Genomic DNA, 22,603 nt, shown 5'->3' with positions numbered 1-22,603 from the left:
CGTATTTTGCCTGAATGACTCCAGACATCAGGACTGTATTTACGTAATCAACGCCGACGAAAGCATCCAGCGACACGGGCTCCCTTTCGATCATGATAATGTTTGGATGAGTCGATACCTCGAGCTTCTCATGAAATTCGATACGCGTCCGTGGTTCATCGTTAATGGCGATACAAATCTCTTAAGCAAACTTAAGTTCACGGGTGCGGATCTCAAGCACTTACAAAATCGACAAGTGGCGTTCTACTTTTATGAGCCTCTTTTTTCCCGTTCTCATCACAATGACCGGTGCCCGGCTTTTTTTGATGAAGATCATGAAGTTCATTTCCCCGAGCTCGATTGGCTTGAGGATTTCTGCCACAACAACGGCATAAAAAAGGTCACGGCTTACGTTTGCGACTACCGACTCAAAGAATACTGTGAAAAGTGGAATCTCTATCCTGGAATTGAAATTCGCACTTGGGATATTTTCTTAGCGGACCTTTGTCGTAGCCTTGTGGGAAGAGAAAAGCATTATCAACCGGATTTTTTTTACAAAGGTTACCCTTTTGAACATCAAGTTGATAAAAAATATATTTGCTTGAACTATCGCTATGAAGGTTTCCGTGAATTGATGGCCGGCTATTTGAGTTCAAAATGGCAAAGCGAAGGCTTTTTAAGCTTCTTCCATCGTCATGATCGAGAACATTTTCTAAAAGATCTGCCGCTCGATCCGCGAACTCTTTCACATTGGCCACAAATTTCCGCTGCTCTTGAACGAATTCAGACCGAGATTCCATTAACGGTCGATACCGAAAACTCCAAGGGCCTTGATGCAGCAGGAACTTCCCATCCGGATGCGGATGGAAAATCAAATCAGAGGACGGAGTACGATATCTATCGCTGGTACAACCGTAGTTTCCTCGCCATCGTCAACGAGACACGTTATGGAACTTATTGCGGCGAAATTAGCGAAAAAACTCTTTTGCCTATTCAATTTATGCGACCATTTCTGGTTGTCGGCGGCCCCAAAATGCTTCGTTATCTGCGAGAAATGGGCTTTGAGACCTTCTCTGATGTCTGGGACGAAAGCTATGACGATATTGAAGACCACGGCGAGCGCATGAAAAAGATCTTAGACGTCCTCGATGAGGTTCTATCACGCCCTCTTGAGCAACTACAACAAACTCTCAAGAGTCTTGAGCCCCGCTTGCTGCGCAATCGCCGCCGACTGCTCTATGATCTTCTCCCACGAATGCATCAAGATCTTAGACAAGATATTATAAAAATCGATTCATAAAGTGCGCACAACACAACTCAAACGACGAGTTCCTAAAATACAAACCAATTAAAGACTTCACGATAAGATATCCCAGCCTCTTGAAGACGTTGCACCAATCTTTCTTTACGTTCGAGGCGTTCGGGTGTGCTGCGTGGAACGACCATTGCCAAAACACCTTCTGGCTTTTTATATTTTAGCCAATACTGGATATTGGCAAAATTATTATCTGGATCCGAGCCAATATCGATCGCGCAAAAGTCATACGCAAAAGGCCACGCAAACGGCAATGGACTTCGCTCAATCATAAGTGTCGCAACTCCACGAAGCGAAGAGGCCAACTCATCAAATGAAGTCTTATAGTCAGGAGTTCTTTGATGTTCATCAATTCCAAAGATGCGAGCCTGCGGAAAACGCGTTTTCAATCGAGAAATCCCACGCCCGTCGTTCAGCCCCACCTCAACAACTACGGAAGCCGCAGGATTTCCAATTCCCGCATCCCAGAGCTTCTGATAAGGACTATCGTATTCTACTGGCATTTTATTTCTCTCTTTTTAAAAACGGGCCATTGGCTGATATCAGGGTAATTGTCACTACCGCCTAAAGAATGCTTCCTTTGCGGATCCAATCCTCGCAAAAGGAGCAATCCTCGCGCGGCATCTTCTGGAGTCATGTAATAGTGATACCCAATTTGCTCGATAGGATCGTCCTTCCAAAGTTTGTCGAGATCTCGTCCATCATACGCCGATTTCCGCAACCAATCAGCCGCCGCCGCATTGTCGGTCAGAATCATTCCGCCCCTTCCAATTGGCAGGTGCTTCTTGGTATGAAAGCTTAAGCACTGAAACAAACCAGATCGGAACATTTTCGGAGCTAACAGCAAACTTGAATCCACCACCGGAGAAGGCGAGAGAGCATACTCATCTTTCCAAGTCTCAGAACTCCATTCGATCTCAATTCCAAGCTTAATAAGTGTCATCGGCACACTCGGATAGGTGCGCGTTGGAACCCGCACCGTTCCGCGAATACCTAAATATCTTAAACAAAGTTCAATAGCATGTGTGCAGCAGTCCGTCGCCACGGCATAAGGAGCTCCCGTGAGTTTAGCTATTTCACTTTCAAACATTCGCACAACATCGAAGGGTTGCTGAAAACGAACTCCCGCTTTTTCAAGTTCTAATAACTCAGTTCTTTGCATAGATTTCTTTCCACCGTGAAAACTCAGACTGAATACTATTCTGAAAACTAAATCCCTGCGAACAAACTGCCTTTGAACTCACGCAGTAATGGCGCACATCTTTTTTATCTGTGTTGATGTCTACTCGAAGGGGCCTCTTTTGAAGAGAGCTTGAAATCTGATCCAGCAAATCCGTCTTCGAAACGTTTTCACCTGCGAAATTGAGAACACTTCGTAAAGGTGCCCTTTCGAGAGCAAAAACAAGGCCTCTCCTGATATCAGATACATGCGTATAGGGCCTCATGCTATTCGGATCGTAAAGTTCAATCGGCTCTTTATTGCAAATATGTTTACCCATCGCATTCGGCAAAAGGTCCCAACGCATGGGCTGACTGACTCCAAATGCCGTCCCAAATCGACAAATCACATAAGGCAACGAACTTGTTTGCAAAAGATTCTCAACCGCCAATTTCGATTTCGCATAAAAGCTGGTCGCCATCACCGAAGACTCTTCAGTAAGTTCACCCGATTGATATCCGTAAACACTGCAACTGGAAGAAAAAATCACGCGCTTGATCGAAGGATGTTGTTCAAGTTGACGAATAAATTTTTCATGCAATGAGATGTTATGCTCGAGATTTTCGGCATTTAATTCTTCAAGTCGCCGGTCAGCCAAATGGATAACCGTTTCGACACCGGCAGGAATTTTGAAATCAGAAATGCAAGATTGAAAAGAGGACCCTGGATGACGATCTAATCCCTCACTCTCAGGAATCAAATCCAAAAGTCCCGAGCCCACATAGCCTAAAACTCCCGTAATCAGAACTTTCACGCCGGTTCCCTCGTGTTACCATAAGGAATTGTTCTAAAGTCTTTCTCTGAAACACCGGAGCGCCAAGGGTCAATCACAACCGACCCCCGTCCAATCTGATTCTTAATTCTTTCGTACAAATGTGTATGTGCTAACAAAACCGCCACATCTCGCCCTTCAATACGGGACTCATAACCTGCGTCAGGGTCATAAAGATGAACTTTTTCTCCGCTTTCTTCCAGATAATGAGAGACCAACAAAGAATAACTACCATCAGTCAGAGTCGTGTGGGGTTTGAAAGCGACTCCAGCAATAAGCACTGGCATAGATTGCATGCGAAGGAACTGCGCCAATTGAAAAGCCTGCGCCTCACGACTTTGCATAATTGCACCAAACAAATCATAACCCAAATCCAGACGGCGAGCGATATCACTCAAAGCAATATTGTCCCGTGGATGACAGGGCCCCCCATCGCCTAATCCCGCTTTTAAATAAGAGGGACTGATCAGTCGCTGCGTACTTTTCGCCAAAGCTCCCGTCACCCGATCCACATCCATGTGACCGACCTTCAAAGCAACATCGAGTATCGTGTTCACAAAACCAATTTTGAAGCTGATAAACGTATTATAGAAAATCTTAATGCTTTCGGCTTCCTCGTATGTGCCTAACTCCAATCGCGCATTGGGAACAAGCTTTTGATAAAGGGAAATCAAAACTGCCGCGGCACCACTTTCGCCGTTGCTCGTTCCGATAGGAACCATCTCCGGACTTAAGAAATCTTCTTTCACAGTGCCCATCGCAATAAAATAGGGATTATAAATAACCTGTCCTTGCGGCAAAAGAGGCGCAATCTGTGATCTCATCACTCCCGGCAACACCGTTGAAATCACGACGACACGTGCTTGCGGTTCATAACGAGCAATTGCAGAAATCACATCTCGCAGAATCGTGTAGTCAAAGTCGCGTGTTGGCAAATGGCTGCTCGGTTTACTGCCGTCATAGTCCTTGTGATGCGGAGTTGGTACAGCGACGAAGACAAGGTCCCGGCCACGCACAGCCTCACTTAATTCCCCGACGATGGAAAACTTATCCGAGTGTCGTTTTTTATCGGTATCAAAACCAACGACATTAAAGCTGCCCGCCATCACTTCCGCACAAGGCAGACCTAATTTCCCAAGGCCAATAAAACCAATTTTCATAAATGCCCTTCAAAAGCGGCTTGATATTGTGGTGACATCACACTTTGGAAAGTCTGGCTGCGTATTTTATCAAGGTCCTGATTCCAAGTTTTAAATCTAGCAAAGTCATCAGAACCACTCGCCTCCGCCTCCATAAATTTAAGAATCGAACTGTGAATATCATCCCATTGCCGCAAGTAATTGGAAACCAGAGGACCTGGTAAGGAAAATTCTGCCAACCGGTGCTCAAAATCTTGGCGAAGTCTTGGCATCAACTCTTTGGTTCTATTTTTAATAGCCGCCGGCAAACACTTCAGTGAAAGATGCGACGGTTTGTGCAAAAAATGAGGTGTGATAAGTGGCTTTTCTTTGGAAACTCCCACACGGCTAAAATTCATGCGAACTTTCCAAATCAACAACTCATTTAAATCCAAGAAATTGTAGATCGAAAGCGTTGTGGCAATCCATGCGTTCAAATGAATCGGAGCCGCATCCAGCTTCAAAAGATTGTTTTCGATATTCTTAAAGACACTCGGATGGCGAATATAATTATTAAGTTCTCCATACCCGTCAACGCTGACGCCCACTTTTACTTCTTTAAAGGACCGCCAAATTTCCAAAACTTCATCCGGCAAAACTGTCAGATTGGAATTGTACTCGAGTGTCACCTGCGAGGCACGTCCTGTATCAGCCAGCCGTCGCAAGAAGGAAAAATGCTGTTTAATCAAAAGCGGCTCGCCACCAACTAAATAGATATGCTGCAATTTCTCTGTCTGTTGAAAGAGCTGCTCCCAAAATCTTTCATCTTGATACCAAGAGAAGTTGCCTTCGGGTTGAAAGGCTCGCCCCTGAAGGGCTTCAAAGTCTCCATACCAAGCATTTGAGTCAGAGGGGCCACACATACGGCATTTCAAATTGCACTTGTTTCCAAATCTCAAATCTAAATCTTCAATCGGCCATTCCGAAATAGGGATACTCCCATCCTGAGCCGTTCCGTCTTGATACTTTTGGAACGGAAGATCGAGAAATTCACTGGCGTATATGCGTTTTGAGCGTAAGCCCAGCGATTCTTCGCGATGACAACGCCCACAGGCCGCAGGCCACTCCCCTTTTAACATTTGCCGACGAATTTCTTTTAAAGATTCGCTATTGCGAACCTCTGCAATTGGCTGCTCATCCGCGCGCTGAACTTGATTCTGAGAATCCCTTAAAACTCCGCGCCCTTCTGAAACATTGGCATGACAACACACGCGATGAACACCATCGTTTCTCACCGCCAGTGACAGCCATGGCAAGGGACATATCAAGCTTTTCTTCATTTCGCTTCCTCAGCCTTATCCAAGAGATATCTCACTCTAGTATAAATCACTCACGCTCACAACTTTCTAAGAATGGGATTTTTCCGATTTAATCGAAATGCACATTGAAATCTGACAGGAATGAACTCAAACTAGAATGAAACCCTGGATTGATTTATGAAGCACGTCGAGCAGATGATCCAACTCGGTTATATATCGGGAAAAAACGCGACTAGCTGGTCTTTTAAAGACAGCGGCGGTGCTATGCGCGCAAATGCACAAGATCAATTCCGCATGCATCTTGGACATGCGCTGCGTCCCCCTGGAAATTTCAAAGAAGAAGCCATTCGCACAGCAGAAGAAATCAGTGATTCCGCAAAAGGACACGCCGTCACAGTTCTAGCCAGTGGAGGTCTCGATAGTGAGGTCGTTTTGAAATCCTTTTTACTGGCGAAAAGGCCCTTTGAAGTCGTGGCATTCGATCTCTCATCCACGAATGGCGATGAACTATTTCATCTCGATCATTTCTGTAGAAACCATCAGATTAAATATAAAAAGATCCATATTGATGTGGAACAGTTCTGGGAAAATGATCTCGAAAGTTTTGCCCGCACTTCAGGAAGCACCAGTCCGCAAATTAACACCTTACTCTTCGGTCTCTCGAAAATTGAAGGACATGTGGTTTTAGGAGATGGAGAACTCTCGATCCGCAAAAAGGGAAAAGAGTTTTTTGAGATCTGGCGTGAACGCCACTCCTTCGCACGCTGGATGCTTTCTCAAAATCGTCCCGGTTGCCCCTCGTTCTTTAGTTATTCCCCCGAACTCGAACTCTCTATGTACGCAGATTCCATCGTCGAAGATTTTACGAAGTACGGTTGGTACATGCTAGACTGCTATCACTTCGACTACTGCAAACCGTTTCTTTACTATCATCACTTTGGCACGCGACTCCGTGGCAAAGTTGACATCTTTAAACCCCTCCGAGACCTGGAACAGCAAAGTCGAAATTATCTGCAAAAACTTTTGCCGGGCGCCGATGGTGAAGTACAAATGTCCTATTCCCAGGTCCTTGCTCACCTTCGCCGAGAGGACACGAGCGCAAATACCACTCATGAAGAAATTGAAAATGGATCGAGGCTGGTCATTGGATAAGTCGAGAGCTCCCACTCATTGTCCTCTGATGTGGCACGGACTTTCGGACCGAGACGGCGAAAGTCTTTACCCTTGTTGTCGCTTTGACTATTTTGATCAGCCTGGAGTTCCCGCATCAAAAGAAGAACCCCTCGTTTCAAGTTTGAATTCGAAAGAATTTTCCGAATGGCGTTCCAAAATGCGCGAAGGAAAACAAATATCATCTTGTTATAAATGCCATGAAGACGAAAAGATCCACGTTAAAAGTGAACGAGAATGCGCATTAGAAGAAATAGGTCCGAATCTGCCATCTACAGATACTGTAGAGCTTTCTAAGATCCAAAACGCTGAAGCTTTCGTCGGCAATCATTGCAATCTGCGTTGTCATAGCTGCAACCCCGCTTCGAGCAGCGGTTGGGCCAGTGAATATCAAAGACTCGGATGGCAATGGCACACGATCCAGCAAAATACATTGATCGCCGATTCAATTTCTGAATTTACCGGCTTGCGCATCCTTAAAGTCATCGGTGGCGAACCTGCTTTCTCAAAAAAATTTGAAGAATTGATTTTGAACACGCCCCACCCTGAAAAGGTAGAGCTGCATATTTCATCCAATGCCACGCGAGTTTTTACTGACAACGTTCTGGCGAAACTTCAAAAATTTCAAAAGGTGCGCCTTTCTCTCAGCATTGATGGTTATGCGGATTTAAATGAAATGATCCGCTACCCTTCAAAATGGAATGACATCGAGGCAACCGCAAAGCTCTATCTGGAGCTCTCAAAAACTCAAAAGAACTTGCAGCTGATTTTACATACAACAGTCAGCATCTTAAATGTGTTTGAGCTTTTACCGCTCATAAATTGGTGGAATGCTCTTCGAAACAACTCCCCTCGCAGCAAGGCCCATCTGTCCATTTTGCGATCTCCTTCATTTCTGTCGATTCAAAACCTGACAAAAAATGAGCAGCAGCGCGCATTGCAATTACTCAATGAAAATTCAGATCCGTTGTTCGACGGAATCAAAAGAGAACTCAATGGCCCACCTGCACAAAATCCCGCGCGATCAGAGCTTGTCGATTATTGTGAAAAAATCGATCAGAGCCGTGGAACAAAATTTTTCCTTCGTTTTAAAAAATATATAGATAACTAAAAATAAGAATTAGGCCCACCATCGCGAACTAAATCCAACGTCACACAATGAGCCCCGCCCCCAAGAGTCCTCTGGTGGCGCATACGAACAGGCAAAACATCTATTTTGTTTTTTTCAAGTAATCGAATCAGCCCGGTCTGCGAAGACTCCACCACAGCCAGTCCTGGATGGAGCATAAATAAATTCATTCCAATCCATTTACTGGCGTTGTTATAGGGCGCATAAAAAGAAAACTCTTCCGGCTCAGGACTCCACAAAATCTGCCATTTTTTAAAGATTTCGGGAACGCGGTCCTTATGAATGCGTTCGGGATTAAGCAACACCAAGCCCGGACGCAAAAGAGCAATCGTGCTATCAATATGCATATAGGAATAAATTCCCTCGAGCGGATGCACCCGGAACTGATTGCCTAAAATTTTTTGCAACCACTCGGCCCCCATTTTGTTTCCGCTATTAGAGACAAGATAGAAAAGGTCATACCCGCAGCGTAAAATATTGGCGGCATCAAAAAGGATTTCTTCATTCCGCAAAGTCGGAACGCCAGGTTGAATATTCTGCAACTGATAACTGGAATCCCGACGCTCCACCAAAGGAGGCGAAATAAAATCATGCTCAAAATCTTGTAACAGAGGTGTAAAAAATCGATGTTCAATGGCGCGCGCTCGAATCGGCATTGGAGAGGCTAAAACCGTGTTCCCCACAACCAACATCGAATCGCGCGGACAATAAATATATTGGGAGTCACTTTGCCAGTGCGAATTTCCGTGTTCTAATCCCGTATCAACCGGGTGTGGACGCAAGACCTGAATGCCCAGCTTTCGTAACTCGTCTGAAAAAATCTCCAAATCCTCATTGGCTTCGTCAATAACCACCTGAGGATAAGGACCACTGGGAAGTGGTTGATCCGCACGATAATTCGCAAAAGAAATCGAACGCAAACTCCGATCTTCCCGAGGAACGCGCGCCCCGTCTGCTCTGCCAACGATGACAGTTTTCAACGGACTCCATTCATCCCAAGAATTGATCTTCAACATCGTCTCCCTCTATTGCTTTGTCGTGAAATTCAATGCATCTTGATTATTGATGAAAACAAACGGAAAAGAAAACTTCATTTGCCCTTTCCCTTGGCTAACTCCTTGCGTAACCACGAGTGGGCATTTCCGTGTATGTCCGGTGTCTCAGTCTTCTCCGTCAAAAGGTCTGATTAAAAGCAAAAATTCGTATCTGCACATAGAGACGCCTAACGCCGTCAACGAATGGCGAAACTCTGAGACCTTAATGCAATTGCGTGATGCCATGATGAATGGGAAAGACATTTCATCGTCATGTTATCGTTGCCTCCAAGAAGAAGAAAACGGCATTCATTCCCGCCGCCAAATGGAACTTGCTCGACATCCTAATTTCACTCATGAATTTGTCGCAAGTGTCACATCTGAAAATGGCACCATTGCGTCTGAAACTCCGATTGAATCTCTGGTGATTCGTTTGGGGAACAAATGCAATCTGGCCTGTCGCATGTGCGGTCCCACCTCATCCAGCGCATGGTACAAGGAATGGAAGCAACACGAAAGCGAACGTTTTCAAGATGATTTTGAAAAAGTTGTTCTTCAAGAAAACTCGCACGGACAAGTCACACCTATTAAAGACATTTATAAATGGGCTGAGCAGGATCTCCTTTTAAAGTTCATTCAATCCTGCGGAAACAAACTTCACCGCATTCACTTTTCCGGTGGCGAACCTCTGTTAGTCGAAAGCCATATTCCCTTGCTCGAAAAACTCGTGGAAAGCAAACAAGCGCCGCATATCGGTCTTGATTATAATAGCAACCTCACGGTCGTCCCTGAACAAATCCTCAAGCTCTGGGCCTCCTTTCACGATGTTCAGATTGGTGCTTCTCTCGATGGTCCACCCGAGATCAATGACTATATCCGATATCCCAGTAAGACGGCTCCTATCTTAAGAAACATCGAAAGAATTGGGAAAGCCGTTCCGCGCGCGAAGATCTGGATCTCAACGACGGTGCAAATCTATAATATCTTTTATCTACAGGAAATGGCAGCTTGGGTTCGCACGCTGGATCTACCGGGCCTTGAGAAGAACTTCTCGTGGCATATTTTACGAGGCCCTGCGGAACTCTCTATCTACGCTCTCCCACAACCCATCAAGCAAAAGCTCGTCGCTCTCTATACAGGAACAGAGTTTTCTGCGGTTGCGGAATCTCTGCAACAGGTTTCACACGCTGACATGTTTGAAAAATTTAAAAAGTACACTCATCGCTTGGATCTGGGACGAAACCAAAAAATCCAAAACCTAAGTGTACTTTATTCGGAAATTAAAAATTACTGGGAATCTTAGGTCCTATTGCCCCGTGCTTGCGTACCAAAGCTCGAGAATCTTGTTACCTACCGATTCAGGATCATTGATATCAACTCCAGCGGAGTTGATTGCATTGGTCATCTCTGTGCAAAGATCAGAAGTCGAAGACGAACCTGATGTACAAGTCGTCAAATAAGTCGTCGTGACAGCTGAACCAATATCTTGAATCACAGGAGTCGGATCTCCGGTATAAGAACCACCGTTGGTTCCAAGCAGATCATCAATTGCGTCTTTAATATCATTTGCGGAAACCGGCGTTCCAGAATTCAGTCCCGGAATGGCAATAGCGGCAAAAGTCGTGGCTGATTTTGCTAGTGCACCCATCATCGTCAGACTTTTTTGTTTTGATTTTTCGCAGTCAGAATAGACTTGATCGGCAAATGCCTTATTCAAGACGCCAGAAGATTTACTCTTAAACGCCATCAAGCTCATAAGACCTGTCGTCCCATCACCACCGGCATCCAACTGCTCGATAGCATCGATCAAACGTTGCGCATCCGTGAATCCTTCTTCCATAAAACCAGCCGAGCAGCGAACCACGTAAGCCGCTGGAGTTTCAATGCCTGCAATTTTATCAAGACACGCCGAGGCGGTCGCAGAAGTCGCTTTATCTAAGCACAGTTGCGCATCGCCTATTTTGTCAGCATCGGTCTCCTCACAACCACTGAGGCCTAATGAAAGTACACCCAAAGCAATGATGAGATTCTTTCTTGAAATCATGAAATCGCTCCTTAAGCAGTCAATATAACTACTTATCGGAGTTATAACGGAGCCCTTAACTCGCACTTTTTCTGTGTCTCAATAAGAGAATCTGCGAAAATTTTAATTCAGAGAATAAGTCAGATTGAGACCAACCGCATTTGAATCTTGAATTCCTTTTGATATTTGGCCGTAGTACGACTCCATATAAAAATTAAATCCAAATTTCGGAGTGAACTTAAAGAGAAATCCCAAATGCCCTGGAGTGATCGGGGTCTGCACACCATTCACTTTACAGCCAGCCAGATCACAGTCGCTGGCAATATTAATTGAAACATCAAACCCGAAATAGATCGCAAATTTTTCGGCTACCTGAAAAAGAAGGTCGAAGGGAACATCGAGATAATTAAAGGTGTATCGATTTTTTTCGCCTGTTGACTCACTCTCGGATTCGAGAGGTCGTTGGGTAAAAAACAATCCTGTTCGCCCGTGAAGCATGCCTTTTTCATCCATCGGCAAGTGTGCAAACCCACCAAATTGCCAACCCCATTGCGCATTCCCAGTCAGGTCCGCTGGTAAAAAGGTGGCCTGTTGTTGTCGAGTTCCCAACTCCAATCCATAATCCAACGCCGCATACGTGCAAAAACTATAGAGAAAAACAGAGCAAACGATGAGCCATTTCATAGAACCCCCCGCCATATCGTAGATAAATGGCATCTGAGGACACAACCGGTAGCGGTAAAAATCAAATATTCTTCAGTCATTCCTGATCCTTGACAGGTCCCCAAGGGTGCCGTCATAACCAAAATGCGGCAGGAGAATTCACATGGAAATCAGAGATCCCGTTCACGGCTCCATCTATTACTCAGATCCCGAAGTCGCAGTCCTCGACACTGCTGAATACCAACGTCTTCGCGCGATCAAACAGCTCGGTTTTTCAGAGTTCAGTTTTCCTGGTGCCACTCACAACCGCTATCTTCACTCCATCGGTGTTGCACACTTAGCGGGTTTAGTTTTTGATTCTATCTTCCGCGTTTATCCATTTTCAAAACCTTCAGTCAAGCCACGCTTCCGCCAGGTTCTGCGTTTAGCAGCACTTCTCCACGACGTGGGTCACGGACCTCTTAGTCACACGACTGAACAAGTGATGCCACCTCTGGCGGATTTGAAAATTAAAATTTACGATGAGCAAGAAAAGGCCGGAGCCCTTGCTGATACGGTCATGTATAAAAATCGTCGCGCGAATCATGAAGACTATACGATTAAATATGTCACAGATTCGCCGATCGCCGAAACGATTTCTCGTTCCTTCCAAGATATCAAGCCTCTGCATATCGCGTGCTTGATTGATAAATCTTTGCAGTGCCCTGATGACTTCTTCATCGATCAAGGTGTCGACTTCCGCCCGATTCTTTCACAGTTAGTGAGCAGTGAAATCGATGCGGATCGTATGGATTACCTTGAGCGCGATTCTTATTTCTGCGGCACCAACTACGGAAAGATTGATACCAACTGGTTAATCCAGAATATGACTTTCTACCGCGTCGACGACAAATTGTATTTGGCTTTGAACCGCCGAGCTCTTTATTCATTCGACGACTTTTTGATCTCTCGTCATCACATGCATTTAATGGTGTACTGTCATCACAAGTCCATCATTTATGAAGAAATGCTCAATCGTTATCTGACCTCGCCTGATTGCACATTTGTTTTGCCAGGCGATATCAGCGAATACACACGCTATAACGACTATCGCTTGCATGAACATTTAGCGAGCGTAGAAAACCCATGGGCTAAACGAATTGCCCAACGTCGTCCATTCAAAGTTCTTCTTGAGCAACACAATACGACCGAATCAGAACGTCCTGATCAAATCCGTGCCGCTCTGGAAAAAGAAGGCATTGAAACCATTCGCGCGAGCTCGAAGATGCGCTTGTCGAAATATCATTCGGCCTCTCCTGAAGAGCGTGCGGCACAAATCTTTGTTGTGGATCAATATGACCGCTGGAATAAACCGGCGCCAATCAGTGAATCAACTGAGATTTTCAAACGCTATGAAGGCGCACGTATCATCGATCGACTTTACGTGGCTCCAGAGAACTATCATCAGGCAGAATTATTATTGAAAGACCGTAAACTATGACAAGCGGAAGTGCTGACCATTCATCGTTGCACCCATAGGGCTGACGAGGAAGGACACTGTCTGCGAAATTTTATCAGGCTCTGTGATTTTTAAAGAAGGATCCAGAGCCTTCATTTTTTCCATCGCTTCCTTGATTGATTTCGACTCTGGATCATGAGCCAAAATATATTCTTCGGTCAAAGCTACGGACATAGAATTCACAGTGACATTAAAGTCGGCAGTTTGTTTCGACAAAGCCGAAGCAAACTGCAACAAGCCCGAACGAACACCAGTTCCTAAGACGTCATCTTTGATTTTACTAGACGGAGATTCATTCATCAAAAAGATCACACGACCTTTTTTACGAGCCTTCATATAGGCCAAGACATTTTGAGTCAGCATCAATGGAGTTTTCAGGTTTCTTTCGAGCATTCCATCTAAGCCATCAAACATTTTATCAAAACTGATCGGTGTCGGCTGCTGGATCATAAATGCATCGATGTAAATATCGAGACCACCAAAAGTTTGCGCGGCACGGCCGACAGCATCTTTCAGATCGTCTTGAGTTTTCAAGGCATTTTGAATGACATTCGCACGACCATAACGATCGTTAATTTCGCGAGAGTCATTGATCTGATTTATAAAGGCTGGAGCGACAGTTTTGTCTGGATCAAGCAAAACGCAATCTGCTCCCAAACGAGTCAAGCCCATCACGATGCTTGAAACAGTGGAGGACATAGGCCCCGCAATAAGGGCGACTCTTTGATGTAAATTCAAGCTGTTTTCCATGAACCTTCCACTGCTGCAGTAAAATTAAAGTGCTTCAATAATAATCGCGATACCTTGGCCACCACCGATACAAGCAGAGCCCAAAGCATATTTCGCTTTACGACGATGTAGTTCATAAACCAAGTGGTTCATGATACGAGTGCCCGAAGCTCCCAAAGGATGTCCGACTGCAATCGCCCCACCATTGACGTTTGTTTTAGCTGGATCAAGCTTCAATTCTTTTTCCACAGCCAAGTATTGAGCCGCAAAAGCTTCATTCACTTCAACCAAATCCATTTGCTCAAGTTTCATGTTCGCTTTTTGCAAAGCCAAACGTGCTGCTCCCGCAGGACCGATACCCATGATTGAAGGCTCGCAACCGACCGAAGCGTAACTTACGATTCGAGCCAGAGGTTTCAATCCCAACTCTTTCGCTTTTGATTCACTCATCAACAATGAACAAGCCGCCCCATCAACGATTCCAGAAGCCGAAGCTGCTGTGACCAAGCCATCTTTTTTAAAGATCGGTTTCAATGTCGCGATTTTTTCTAAGGTTGAATCCGGTTTTGGATGTTCGTCTTTATCAACAACCACTGTGCCTTTACGAGTTTCTACCGTGACAGGACCGATCTCTTGTGCAAAGTAACCTTTCTCAAAAGCCGCGTGAAAACGTTGTTGTGATTGAATAGAATATTTATCAGAAGCTTCACGTGAAATGTCGTACTTCACTGCTAAATTTTCAGCTGTGATTGCCATGGGAGTTTTTGCGTAAGCATCTGTTAGCGCCGACGTCATCAAATCTTCCAATTCGAAATTCCCCATACGCATACCATCGAAACGAACTTTGCGCGCGACGTATGGGATCTGAGACATTTGCTCAACACCACCGGCAAGAACCGCTGTGGCTTCACCACATTGGATCATTTGCACAGCATTCACCCATGATTGAAAGCCACTTCCACACAAGCGATTGACTGCAAACGCGCCGACATTGATAGGCACGCCTGTTTTCAAACCGATATGGCGAGGAAGATAAGCGGCATCCGCTCCTGACTGAACCACATTACCAAAAACAACATGGTCAATCTTGTCAGCAGAAACGCCAGCTTGTTCTAAAGTCGCTTTAGCGGCAGCGACACCTAGATCAGTTGCAGAAATATCCTTTAGAGATCCGCCAAATGCTCCAAAGGGAGTTCTTTTCCCAGAGATAAATACGATTTTTTCCATGCATTCAAGAGTAGGACGCTTACCAGGACCAGGCAAGGCCAATCATCGATAAACCTTGTTCAGAATTCTTTTTGTGACTGAGGACGAGGTCTTTATTTTGGAAGACTTTTTCTTTCACTTCGACATTGGTTTGAGAAACTTTTGCGTCATAATCGACGACAGCTTTCATCCAACCTGTGTACTCAATTTTTGCCAGCGCTTGAAACGCTTCGATACGGAAAGAAAACTTATGAGTCGTGTCTTCTGGTTTCGCACCAGCAACAACAACATCTGTTTTCAGCTTTTCTTGGGTTTTTTCGGCCATGCGACCCACCGCCGAGTTTTTAACCGTAGAAGAATTAAACCAAGCATTGAAAGTGCGGTCAGCAATTCGAGTCATCATCGACGAAGTGGTTTCGTCTTTTTTAATATCTGTTGGAATAATTTTGGCGACATCTTCCGAAGTGATTCGGGGGGTTACAGTGTCTTGCGGGATCACCAACGGCTTCGTTGATTTTAAATCAATCTTCGCCAAGCACTTGCAACAAGTGAGTATCGATAGCATTAAAAGAAGAATGGAGCCCAATCGTCTCATACAAACCTCTCTTACAAATAGCGTTCCACGAGAGGTGGCCCTTGTCCTTTTTAATTCGATTTGAAATGCAAAATACACACTCTTTCAGGCCTCCATGACCAAAGGTGACCAAAAGTCGCACCATCCCCTGTTACTTCTGACACCAGCTCATGGGCTTGTCTCAAAAAGATCCAGTTGAGCATCGAACTTGCATCCATTGAGACGAGCCTGAAATCCGCCCTCGTTACGGGAACTTCTTCTTTGTTATTTCAATAACTTAGAACCAAGCCCCCGAAAACCAGAGCGACATTTTGCGGGCAAATATTACGTAATCACTAGAAGTTCTACAGGGAGAACCTATGTATAAGTCTATGAAGCGAAGTTCACTTTGTTTAGTCCTCGCCATGACGATGACGGCACCTTACTTCGCACATGCGCAAAGTCTACCTATCAAACTCCCTATCGACGTAGGCATGGATGACCCTCAAGATGGTTCTCAACAAAGCGACACGGGACTTGGTCCTGCTCAACCGAGCATTCCAAAAGTAGGAATCGGCCCGGTAAATCCAGGCACTCAAACTCCGGGAGAAACAAAACCAGGTCAAGCGACCACTCCAGGCACTTCAGCTCCGAAACCAGGTGGTTCACCGGCGCCAACTACGGGAACACCATCAGGAACCAAAGGTGCGACAATCGCAGCTGTGGGAGCTGAGTTTAACTGCTCTATTTTAAATAGCCCTACAAACGCAGATCTTTTCAAAGCTATTGATGCTCTTTCAACCGCTGTTGGTAAAGTGACTTCTTGTACGGACAACCCATCTGCTAAAGACGTGAAAGCCAACGGCGACAAGATCAAAGAAAATATCGAAGCTCTTGCGAAGATGATGGCAGTCACGGATCCAAGCCAAGTGAACTTAGCGACAATTGACTCCAGTGTAACGGCTGCTTTGGGCGCCGTTGCGAACTTGGGTGATATCTTTAATAACAGCCAATTCATCAACTCTGCTTGCGGTCGCCAATCCATGACTTCAGGTAAGGTGTTGTTAGCCCTTAATGACGTGGTTGCAGGTCTTGCTCCTTACGCACTTTTCGCGGTTTCAATGAATGCAGCTTTAACACCCGCATTGCCGTTCGTTGTGGGTGGTGCAATTGCGACAAGCAGTATCTCTGCAATTTCAAAAATGCTCGATAAAGGCGCGTTGGATATGAAAGACGCGAATGTTCGTAAGGCTGTATGGGCAAATACTTGTGCTTTTACGAAAGTGGCAACAAAAGTTCGTTTCATGCAACTTGCTCAAAGTGGCAAAATCGAAAAAATCACTCAAGAGCTTGAGAAAGACGTGGATCTTTACAGAGTTCGTTTCAAAAATCCAACAAACCAGCTGACATCTATTTTGGCGTACAAATCCAAAATGGATAAATACTTCGGCCAAATCGAAAAACAATTGGAAAGCGACAAAGCGGACCTCAATGTTGTTTCAACTCAAGTGGCGCAAAACAGTCAAGACGACCTCTTGATGTGTACTTTGGGTCAAGAGCTTGCGAACTGGGCACAAGATGGAAAAACCTTCCCATCTTCTGTTTTCAACAACTTGAACTCGGCTATTTCTCAATCAGACAAGTCTCAAAAGCTTCAAGCAGCCACGATGAAGGCTTTGCATGAAAGCAATATGAAACGTGTTCGTGACTTTGCTCCGCGCGCTTCAGAAGACGAATCTGCATTGAAAACTTGTGCGCAAGCAACTCGTTCGTGGATTTCTGGAGTTCGTCAAGCAACTGAAATGACGACTGCTCTGACTCAAAAGAATAAAAATCTTTTGGCAAATCAGCTGAACGAATACTCTGAGTACCGCACTTGGAAAGCTTCATTCGACTTTATTGAAAATCAAAAAATCACCATCAAACGCGTTGAAAAGGCGATGCAAGAACTGCAAAAAGATACTTCTGTTATCGACCGTTCTGAGCTTGCACAACGTATGGTGTCTTTGAAAGCAGGTCTTTTCGGTACTCGTGGTTTCGGTTGGGGCAATAAACCAAGCGTTCCAGTATTAGATTGGATGGAGCACACCAAAGCCGTGAGCGACAGATCTGTTGCCGCGTTCCTGGTGAGCTTTAAAGCCGTGCGTGACACTGCTTACAGCATCACTGAGACCGGACTTGGTAAGTCCTATGTTATGACAAACTCAGGGGCTTATTACGTGAATCCACAAAAGCAAGAGCGAGACCTGGCTATTGCTGAGAAACTTTCAAACTTGAATCTTGATACAGTTCAATTTGATTCTCGCCAACATCAAATCATCTGCCAAAACTTGGAAGCAGCATGGATTGATTGGTCTGCAACTCTTGATCACTTGGGTTCAATCAAACTTTTCTGTGACATGATTGATCCAGTTCTGGATGCGAAGATGGATCAGGCAGTGGTTGAACAATGCCGTGGTGTTACGAAACTTTCTGGCGTTGAAGTAAAAAAATCGATGGTGAACAGCGCTAAAGAAGCCCTGAACACAAGCGGTTATCAAGCTAAGGCTGCAATCGTCAGCGCGAAGCTTAAAGAGCTTCAATGCCCAATGCCAACTGTTTCAGTCATGAATAAAGAATAGAAACTAAAAAGGGCTCTGCAAAGAGCCCTTTTTTTTGCCGTTATGGCATCACCGTCACGAGCTCGGCATTCGCCTTCGCGACCTCAATGATATCTGATCGCGACAACCCCGCTTGATTCATACGAATCACCACTTGAACTCCGGCAGTCACCAATTGACGAAGATCTTCTTTTGTCATGGTCGAATTCAAATTCAAAATGAACGGTTTTACTTTAGCCATATCCAGCATATCGAATTTCGTAAGCCCCGCACCTGCTGACACGACAACGATTTGCACTCCGGCTCTTTGCAAATCCATAATGAAGGTTTTATCTAAAACGGCCGTATCAACATACAAAACATAGGTTCCCGATTTGGCCATATCCATAAGATCGGTGCGTGTAAATCCTGTTCGCGCCAGCGAAATTCCCATTTTCACATTCGGGCTTTTCAACAAATCGACTGCATCGTATTTGCTTAAAAGATTGATTTGATTTTGACAGACCGTCAGATTCGAAACTTTGGAAATTTCCTTCATATCAGCCGTGGATAAAGAAGTTCCCGAGTTGTCGTTCATACAATCGGTGAATTGAGGAGGAAGAGCCGCCTGCAAGTTCGGCGCACTCGCCAAAAAGAAAAAGGCTAAAAGATTCAGGATCATAAATCCTCCTTTTAGCCCATTTTGCTTCTAACAAAGACTGCTTTCTAGTCCTGTGTCATTACTCAGCTGTGCAACTACTCATCTAGAATATAGTTGATTGGATCGACGGCCGTTCCATTAATACGAACTTCGTAGTGAAGATGAGGACCTGTTGAGCGACCCGTGTTACCCACGGCTCCGACAACGTCCCACTTGCTAACCCGTTGACCCGCTTGAACATAGATTTGTGACAAGTGACCAAAGCGAGTCGTCACACCAAATCCGTAATCGATAGAAATCAATTTTCCGTACGATTCGTCGTAAGACGCAAACACCACAACACCATCAGCTGGCGCATACACCGGAGAACCTGGAGCCGCGGCAATATCAAGACCCGCATGAAGTGCCGTTTTTCCAGTAAATGGAGAAATACGGTAACCGAAACGCGATGTGATCCAACCTTTTGCTGGTTTCATATTTGGAGTTGAGTTCAACAAACTTTGACGTTCTGACAAACTCTCCCACAAATCGATCACGCTTTGTTCTTTCAGCTGAGTTTCTTTAACGGCCTTATCAATTCGCACCACCAAGGATGCATAATCACGGTCGGCTTCTTCTGCTGCCAACTCTCCGACTTGATCATCAAGAGGTTTTTTATTGGCATAGACTTGATCTTCTTGAGTCATGGCTTCGGCGTCTTGACGTTGCTCCATCGGTTCATATTCTTCAACCGGTTGGTTCGCGCTTGGCTTCGGACCCATGGTCAATTTTGTGATACGGTCGTCAGCATCGACGTTGGTGATCAATTTCAATTTGGTCGTGAAAGTTTTTACGCGCTCTAGTGAATTTTCCAGGGCGCTGACTTTACTCTCAACGATTTGGAATTGTTTTTCGAGTTGCGCGTTTTCAGCTTTGAGGCGTTTATTTTCCATGACCTGCAAAAGCAAACCAAAATAATCCACCAAACCGGCAGCGAAAATCACGATCACAATCGCAGAAATAAAAGAGAGAGCTTTAAGCCACGCAGCAGATAAAACGAGCTTACGCGTTTTTCCTGTCTGATTGCTTACGATGAACAGCGTGACTTTCTTTTTATCCAAAACTTCGAACCTCTATAATCTTTGTAGCCGACTTTTACTCAACGAACTGTAAAAGCATGACCGTGACGTTATCGTCACCACCATTGGCTAGAGCTTGTTCTACACAAGCTTTTACTATTTTGTCAGGTGTATTTTGATTCATGATTTCGCAGATGCGTTGATCAGGCACCAAACTAGAAAGTCCATCGGAACACATCAAGAACATTTCGCCCGGTGCGACTTCTCGCTCGATTACGTCGGGATAAACTTCGCGCTCATAACCAACACTTCGAGTGATCACATTTCGACCGACGAATTGATGAACTTGTTCTTCCGTCATTACGCCAGCGCGCAATTGCTCGTTGATCAAAGAATGATCTTCGGTGATCTGCCACAAATACGGTTTTTTAAAAAGATAACAGCGAGAATCCCCGACATTTCCGACGTAGAGATGCTTTCCGCGCAAGTACGACAACACCATTGTCGTTCCCATACCCGCAAGCTCCGGTCTTTCGTGAGCTGCTTTATCGAAAATACGGCGAGAGGCTTCTTCATAACACTGAAGAATCAGTTCGCGAGGAGACTTTTTTTCTGCTCCCGGTTGCAAGGCAATTTCTTCTACAGTTTCCACTGCCATGCTGGAAGCAACTTCTCCCCCGGAGTGACCACCCATTCCGTCTGCCACAATGAAAAGACCAATGTCTTCGTTGATGAGGCAAGAGTCCTGGTTTGAATCACGGCGAAGGCCCTTATCTGTCAGACACCATGAGTTAAATTTCATAATTGTTTCATTTTCACTCAAACAACATGCGCGAGTCAAAGTCTGGTCCTCGACTTCGGTCGAATTTCCGCAAAACAGGATCACCTAAACATTAATCTCCGGTGTCATAATACCGATAGAAGGGGTGAGGTTCTGATGAAATATTTCCGCTCTTTCAGAATGTATGTACTGGCATCTCTCGTAATTCATATGCTGATTATGGGCGGTCTTTTCCTAGCTGAGGCTTTGAAGACTCCGGAACCCATCAATCAAGCCGTTGATATTGATTTTGTGACTCCAGAAGAACTACAGCAGCTTGCGACGACACCACAACAAACTGGACCTAAAAAACCGATACAAACTCCTGCTAACCAAATTGTTGAGCAGAGTGAAACATCGGCAAACGAGCAAGAGGTCGATACACGCTTCCTGAGCGCTAAAAACCAAAAAGTAGACAAGCAAACGATTGCAAAAGATCGTGGCGAGTTTAAAAACGTAAAAAAACCGACTGCAAGCAAGTCAGGTCCAAAAGGCAATGGCAAAGAAAAGTCGGAACCAACTCCTGAAGAGAAGTTGGCCAAAGATATTTTCAAAAGCTTCGACGCTGCTGAGGCCCTTGAACGTCAAAAATTGGCGGACAAAGAAGGTCTAGGCAAAGGCAATGGTTCTGGTGCGACTCCAGACGGAACCGGCGATGCTTCTGCAAGTAACGATTACATCAAGGATGTTGATCAGGGACTTGAAACGATGTTGAATACGCGCGAGTTTAAATACTACTCGTACTACAGCCGTATTCGTCGTCAACTTGCCCAGCATTGGGAAGGCAAAGTCCGCGAAAAACTAACGAAAATGTTTAAAGAAGGCCGTGCTCCTGCTGCCGCAAACCAAGACCGCGTGACAAAACTGATGATCGTTCTCAACGATCGCGGAACTTTGGTGCGTGTTCAGGTGTTAAGTGACTCTGGAGTTCGTGATCTTGACGATGCCGCGATTGAAGCCTTCCGTGCCGCTGCTCCTTTCCCAAATCCTCCCAAAGGAATAGTTGAAGGTGATGGCACCGTGAAAATCCGCTGGGATTTCGTTCTCGAAACTTAGTTTTCAAAACCAAAATTGCTATTCATCAAGAGCCTGCAGTTGTAACTTCGCAGGCTCTTTTTTTATTTCCTCACAAAGAAATTTCTTCGTGCCATCCTAGACGCATTATTTTTTTCAATACTCAAGGATGGAGGTCTTATGTTGCATTCATCTTTCCTCGCAACGCTGGTTTTTTTATTTACCGCAACGGCATTTGCCTACCCCGCTGTTGGTGACCGTGTCGAATGGACCGGCACAATTGATAAACTGGATGGCACTTCAACACCCATTAAAGTCGTCAAAGAAATCCTCAGCCAAAATGAAAAATCCAAAAAATGGGTGGTTAAAAAAGACGTGACCCTGGGTGAAGAACGAATGACAGAAACCTTGGAGCACGAAAGTATTTACACTCCTGAACAATTCAAAAAGACGCTGGAAACTTGTGAAGCCAATGGTGGCAAGATCGAAGAAACCACAGTGCCCGCGGGAACCTATAAAACTTGCATGCTGGTGACAGTTTCAGAAGATGGACGCGTGGATCAAAAATGGTGGGGTGATGTGCCATTTGGAGTTGTTCGGAAAAATACGAGTGAAAACACGAATGCAAAGAATGCAAAACTCGATTTGAATTCGATTCTCAATGGTCTTTAAGACGTTTTTTCAGAGGGGACTGGCCTTTCGATAAGGACCCCTCAAGAATTAGAGCCAGAACTCTTGTCGCAG

General features: G+C 45.0%; 22 protein-coding genes. 8 read left to right on the top strand and 14 right to left on the bottom strand.

The window, feature by feature from the left end; genetic code table 11:
- Positions 1-106: 106 nt before the first annotated feature.
- Complete coding sequence (locus tag ACLWOR_RS09180; RefSeq protein ID WP_413940401.1) at positions 107-1,279, top strand: hypothetical protein; 1,173 nt, start codon at positions 107-109, stop codon at positions 1,277-1,279.
- Between the two features lie 32 nt (positions 1,280-1,311).
- Here the strand turns inward: ACLWOR_RS09180 and ACLWOR_RS09175 are convergent, their stop codons facing one another.
- From ACLWOR_RS09175 to ACLWOR_RS09155, 5 genes are read right to left on the bottom strand one after another with little or no spacing between them, the layout of a single operon-like run.
- Positions 1,312-1,797 (bottom strand): hypothetical protein, encoded by a 486-nt coding sequence (locus ACLWOR_RS09175; RefSeq protein ID WP_413940400.1) that lies wholly within the window; start codon positions 1,795-1,797, stop codon positions 1,312-1,314.
- Positions 1,788-2,456, bottom strand: coding sequence for a DegT/DnrJ/EryC1/StrS family aminotransferase (locus tag ACLWOR_RS09170; RefSeq protein ID WP_413940399.1), 669 nt, complete (start codon positions 2,454-2,456; stop codon positions 1,788-1,790). Before ACLWOR_RS09170 ends, ACLWOR_RS09175 begins: the two co-directional genes overlap by 10 nt.
- On the bottom strand, positions 2,443-3,267 hold the full coding sequence (locus ACLWOR_RS09165; protein ID WP_413940398.1) for an NAD-dependent epimerase/dehydratase family protein: 825 nt from the start codon (positions 3,265-3,267) through the stop codon (positions 2,443-2,445). The genes ACLWOR_RS09170 and ACLWOR_RS09165 overlap by 14 nt, the downstream gene beginning before the upstream one ends.
- Entirely contained in the window at positions 3,264-4,445 is a 1,182-nt protein-coding gene (locus tag ACLWOR_RS09160; RefSeq protein ID WP_413940397.1) for a UDP-glucose/GDP-mannose dehydrogenase family protein, read from the bottom strand. Before ACLWOR_RS09160 ends, ACLWOR_RS09165 begins: the two co-directional genes overlap by 4 nt.
- On the bottom strand, positions 4,442-5,743 hold the full coding sequence (locus tag ACLWOR_RS09155; RefSeq protein ID WP_413940396.1) for a twitch domain-containing radical SAM protein: 1,302 nt from the start codon (positions 5,741-5,743) through the stop codon (positions 4,442-4,444). The genes ACLWOR_RS09160 and ACLWOR_RS09155 overlap by 4 nt, the downstream gene beginning before the upstream one ends.
- Before the next feature lie 156 nt (positions 5,744-5,899).
- Here ACLWOR_RS09155 and ACLWOR_RS09150 point away from each other — a divergent pair, with 156 nt between their 5' ends.
- Positions 5,900-6,874: a hypothetical protein gene (locus ACLWOR_RS09150; RefSeq protein WP_413940395.1), complete on the top strand. Its 975-nt coding sequence runs from the start codon at positions 5,900-5,902 to the stop codon at positions 6,872-6,874.
- A complete protein-coding gene (locus tag ACLWOR_RS09145) occupies positions 6,834-8,003 on the top strand; it encodes a twitch domain-containing radical SAM protein (RefSeq protein WP_413940394.1) in 1,170 nt (389 codons plus the stop codon). The genes ACLWOR_RS09150 and ACLWOR_RS09145 overlap by 41 nt, the downstream gene beginning before the upstream one ends.
- On the opposite strand, the gene ACLWOR_RS09140 is transcribed toward ACLWOR_RS09145, so the two are convergent.
- On the bottom strand, positions 8,000-9,037 hold the full coding sequence (locus ACLWOR_RS09140; protein WP_413940393.1) for an inosamine-phosphate amidinotransferase 1: 1,038 nt from the start codon (positions 9,035-9,037) through the stop codon (positions 8,000-8,002). The two genes, ACLWOR_RS09145 and ACLWOR_RS09140, sit on opposite strands and share 4 nt — an antisense overlap.
- A 49-nt stretch (positions 9,038-9,086) precedes the next feature.
- On the opposite strand from ACLWOR_RS09140, the gene ACLWOR_RS09135 reads away from it, so the two are divergent.
- Positions 9,087-10,358, top strand: a complete 1,272-nt coding sequence (locus ACLWOR_RS09135) for a twitch domain-containing radical SAM protein (protein ID WP_413940392.1) — start codon at positions 9,087-9,089, stop codon at positions 10,356-10,358.
- A gap of 3 nt (positions 10,359-10,361) precedes the next feature.
- Here ACLWOR_RS09135 and ACLWOR_RS09130 read toward each other — a convergent pair whose 3' ends face one another.
- Positions 10,362-11,099, bottom strand: a complete 738-nt coding sequence (locus ACLWOR_RS09130) for a hypothetical protein (protein ID WP_413940391.1) — start codon at positions 11,097-11,099, stop codon at positions 10,362-10,364.
- A gap of 102 nt (positions 11,100-11,201) precedes the next feature.
- Positions 11,202-11,762 (bottom strand): hypothetical protein, encoded by a 561-nt coding sequence (locus tag ACLWOR_RS09125; protein ID WP_413940390.1) that lies wholly within the window; start codon positions 11,760-11,762, stop codon positions 11,202-11,204.
- Positions 11,763-11,904: 142 nt separating this feature from the next.
- Between ACLWOR_RS09125 and ACLWOR_RS09120 the strand changes: the two genes are divergently transcribed.
- Positions 11,905-13,221, top strand: coding sequence for an HD domain-containing protein (locus ACLWOR_RS09120; protein WP_413940389.1), 1,317 nt, complete (start codon positions 11,905-11,907; stop codon positions 13,219-13,221).
- On the opposite strand, the gene ACLWOR_RS09115 is transcribed toward ACLWOR_RS09120, so the two are convergent.
- Genes ACLWOR_RS09115 through ACLWOR_RS09105 form a run of 3 tightly spaced genes read right to left on the bottom strand, consistent with a single transcriptional unit; the run spans position 13,216 to position 15,769 of the window.
- Positions 13,216-13,989, bottom strand: coding sequence for an SDR family NAD(P)-dependent oxidoreductase (locus ACLWOR_RS09115; RefSeq protein ID WP_413940388.1), 774 nt, complete (start codon positions 13,987-13,989; stop codon positions 13,216-13,218). The two genes, ACLWOR_RS09120 and ACLWOR_RS09115, sit on opposite strands and share 6 nt — an antisense overlap.
- A 24-nt stretch (positions 13,990-14,013) precedes the next feature.
- Positions 14,014-15,195 (bottom strand): acetyl-CoA C-acetyltransferase, encoded by a 1,182-nt coding sequence (locus ACLWOR_RS09110; protein ID WP_413940387.1) that lies wholly within the window; start codon positions 15,193-15,195, stop codon positions 14,014-14,016.
- Between the two features lie 19 nt (positions 15,196-15,214).
- Positions 15,215-15,769 carry a hypothetical protein gene (locus ACLWOR_RS09105; protein WP_413940386.1) on the bottom strand — a complete coding sequence of 185 codons (555 nt, stop codon included), beginning with the start codon at positions 15,767-15,769 and terminating at the stop codon, positions 15,215-15,217.
- 338 nt (positions 15,770-16,107) lie between these two features.
- Here ACLWOR_RS09105 and ACLWOR_RS09100 point away from each other — a divergent pair, with 338 nt between their 5' ends.
- On the top strand, positions 16,108-18,348 hold the full coding sequence (locus ACLWOR_RS09100) for a hypothetical protein (protein ID WP_413940385.1): 2,241 nt from the start codon (positions 16,108-16,110) through the stop codon (positions 18,346-18,348).
- 40 nt (positions 18,349-18,388) lie between these two features.
- On the opposite strand, the gene ACLWOR_RS09095 is transcribed toward ACLWOR_RS09100, so the two are convergent.
- The 3 genes from ACLWOR_RS09095 to ACLWOR_RS09085 form a co-directional block, all read right to left on the bottom strand.
- Positions 18,389-18,988 (bottom strand): hypothetical protein, encoded by a 600-nt coding sequence (locus tag ACLWOR_RS09095; RefSeq protein WP_413940384.1) that lies wholly within the window; start codon positions 18,986-18,988, stop codon positions 18,389-18,391.
- 74 nt (positions 18,989-19,062) lie between these two features.
- Positions 19,063-20,067: a M23 family metallopeptidase gene (locus ACLWOR_RS09090; protein WP_413940383.1), complete on the bottom strand. Its 1,005-nt coding sequence runs from the start codon at positions 20,065-20,067 to the stop codon at positions 19,063-19,065.
- 34 nt (positions 20,068-20,101) lie between these two features.
- Positions 20,102-20,827: a Stp1/IreP family PP2C-type Ser/Thr phosphatase gene (locus ACLWOR_RS09085; protein WP_413940382.1), complete on the bottom strand. Its 726-nt coding sequence runs from the start codon at positions 20,825-20,827 to the stop codon at positions 20,102-20,104.
- A 135-nt stretch (positions 20,828-20,962) separates the two neighbouring features.
- Between ACLWOR_RS09085 and ACLWOR_RS09080 the strand changes: the two genes are divergently transcribed.
- Complete coding sequence (locus tag ACLWOR_RS09080) at positions 20,963-21,901, top strand: energy transducer TonB (RefSeq protein WP_413940381.1); 939 nt, start codon at positions 20,963-20,965, stop codon at positions 21,899-21,901.
- Between the two features lie 138 nt (positions 21,902-22,039).
- Positions 22,040-22,531: a hypothetical protein gene (locus tag ACLWOR_RS09075; RefSeq protein WP_413940380.1), complete on the top strand. Its 492-nt coding sequence runs from the start codon at positions 22,040-22,042 to the stop codon at positions 22,529-22,531.
- Positions 22,532-22,603 lie beyond the last annotated feature (72 nt).

Origin of the sequence: Bdellovibrio sp. HCB2-146, assembly GCF_047345725.1 — a bacterium.
GTDB lineage: Bacteria > Bdellovibrionota > Bdellovibrionia > Bdellovibrionales > Bdellovibrionaceae > Bdellovibrio.
The sequence above is the reverse complement of the archived record's forward strand: the minus strand, read 5'-3'. Positions and strand labels throughout refer to the sequence as shown.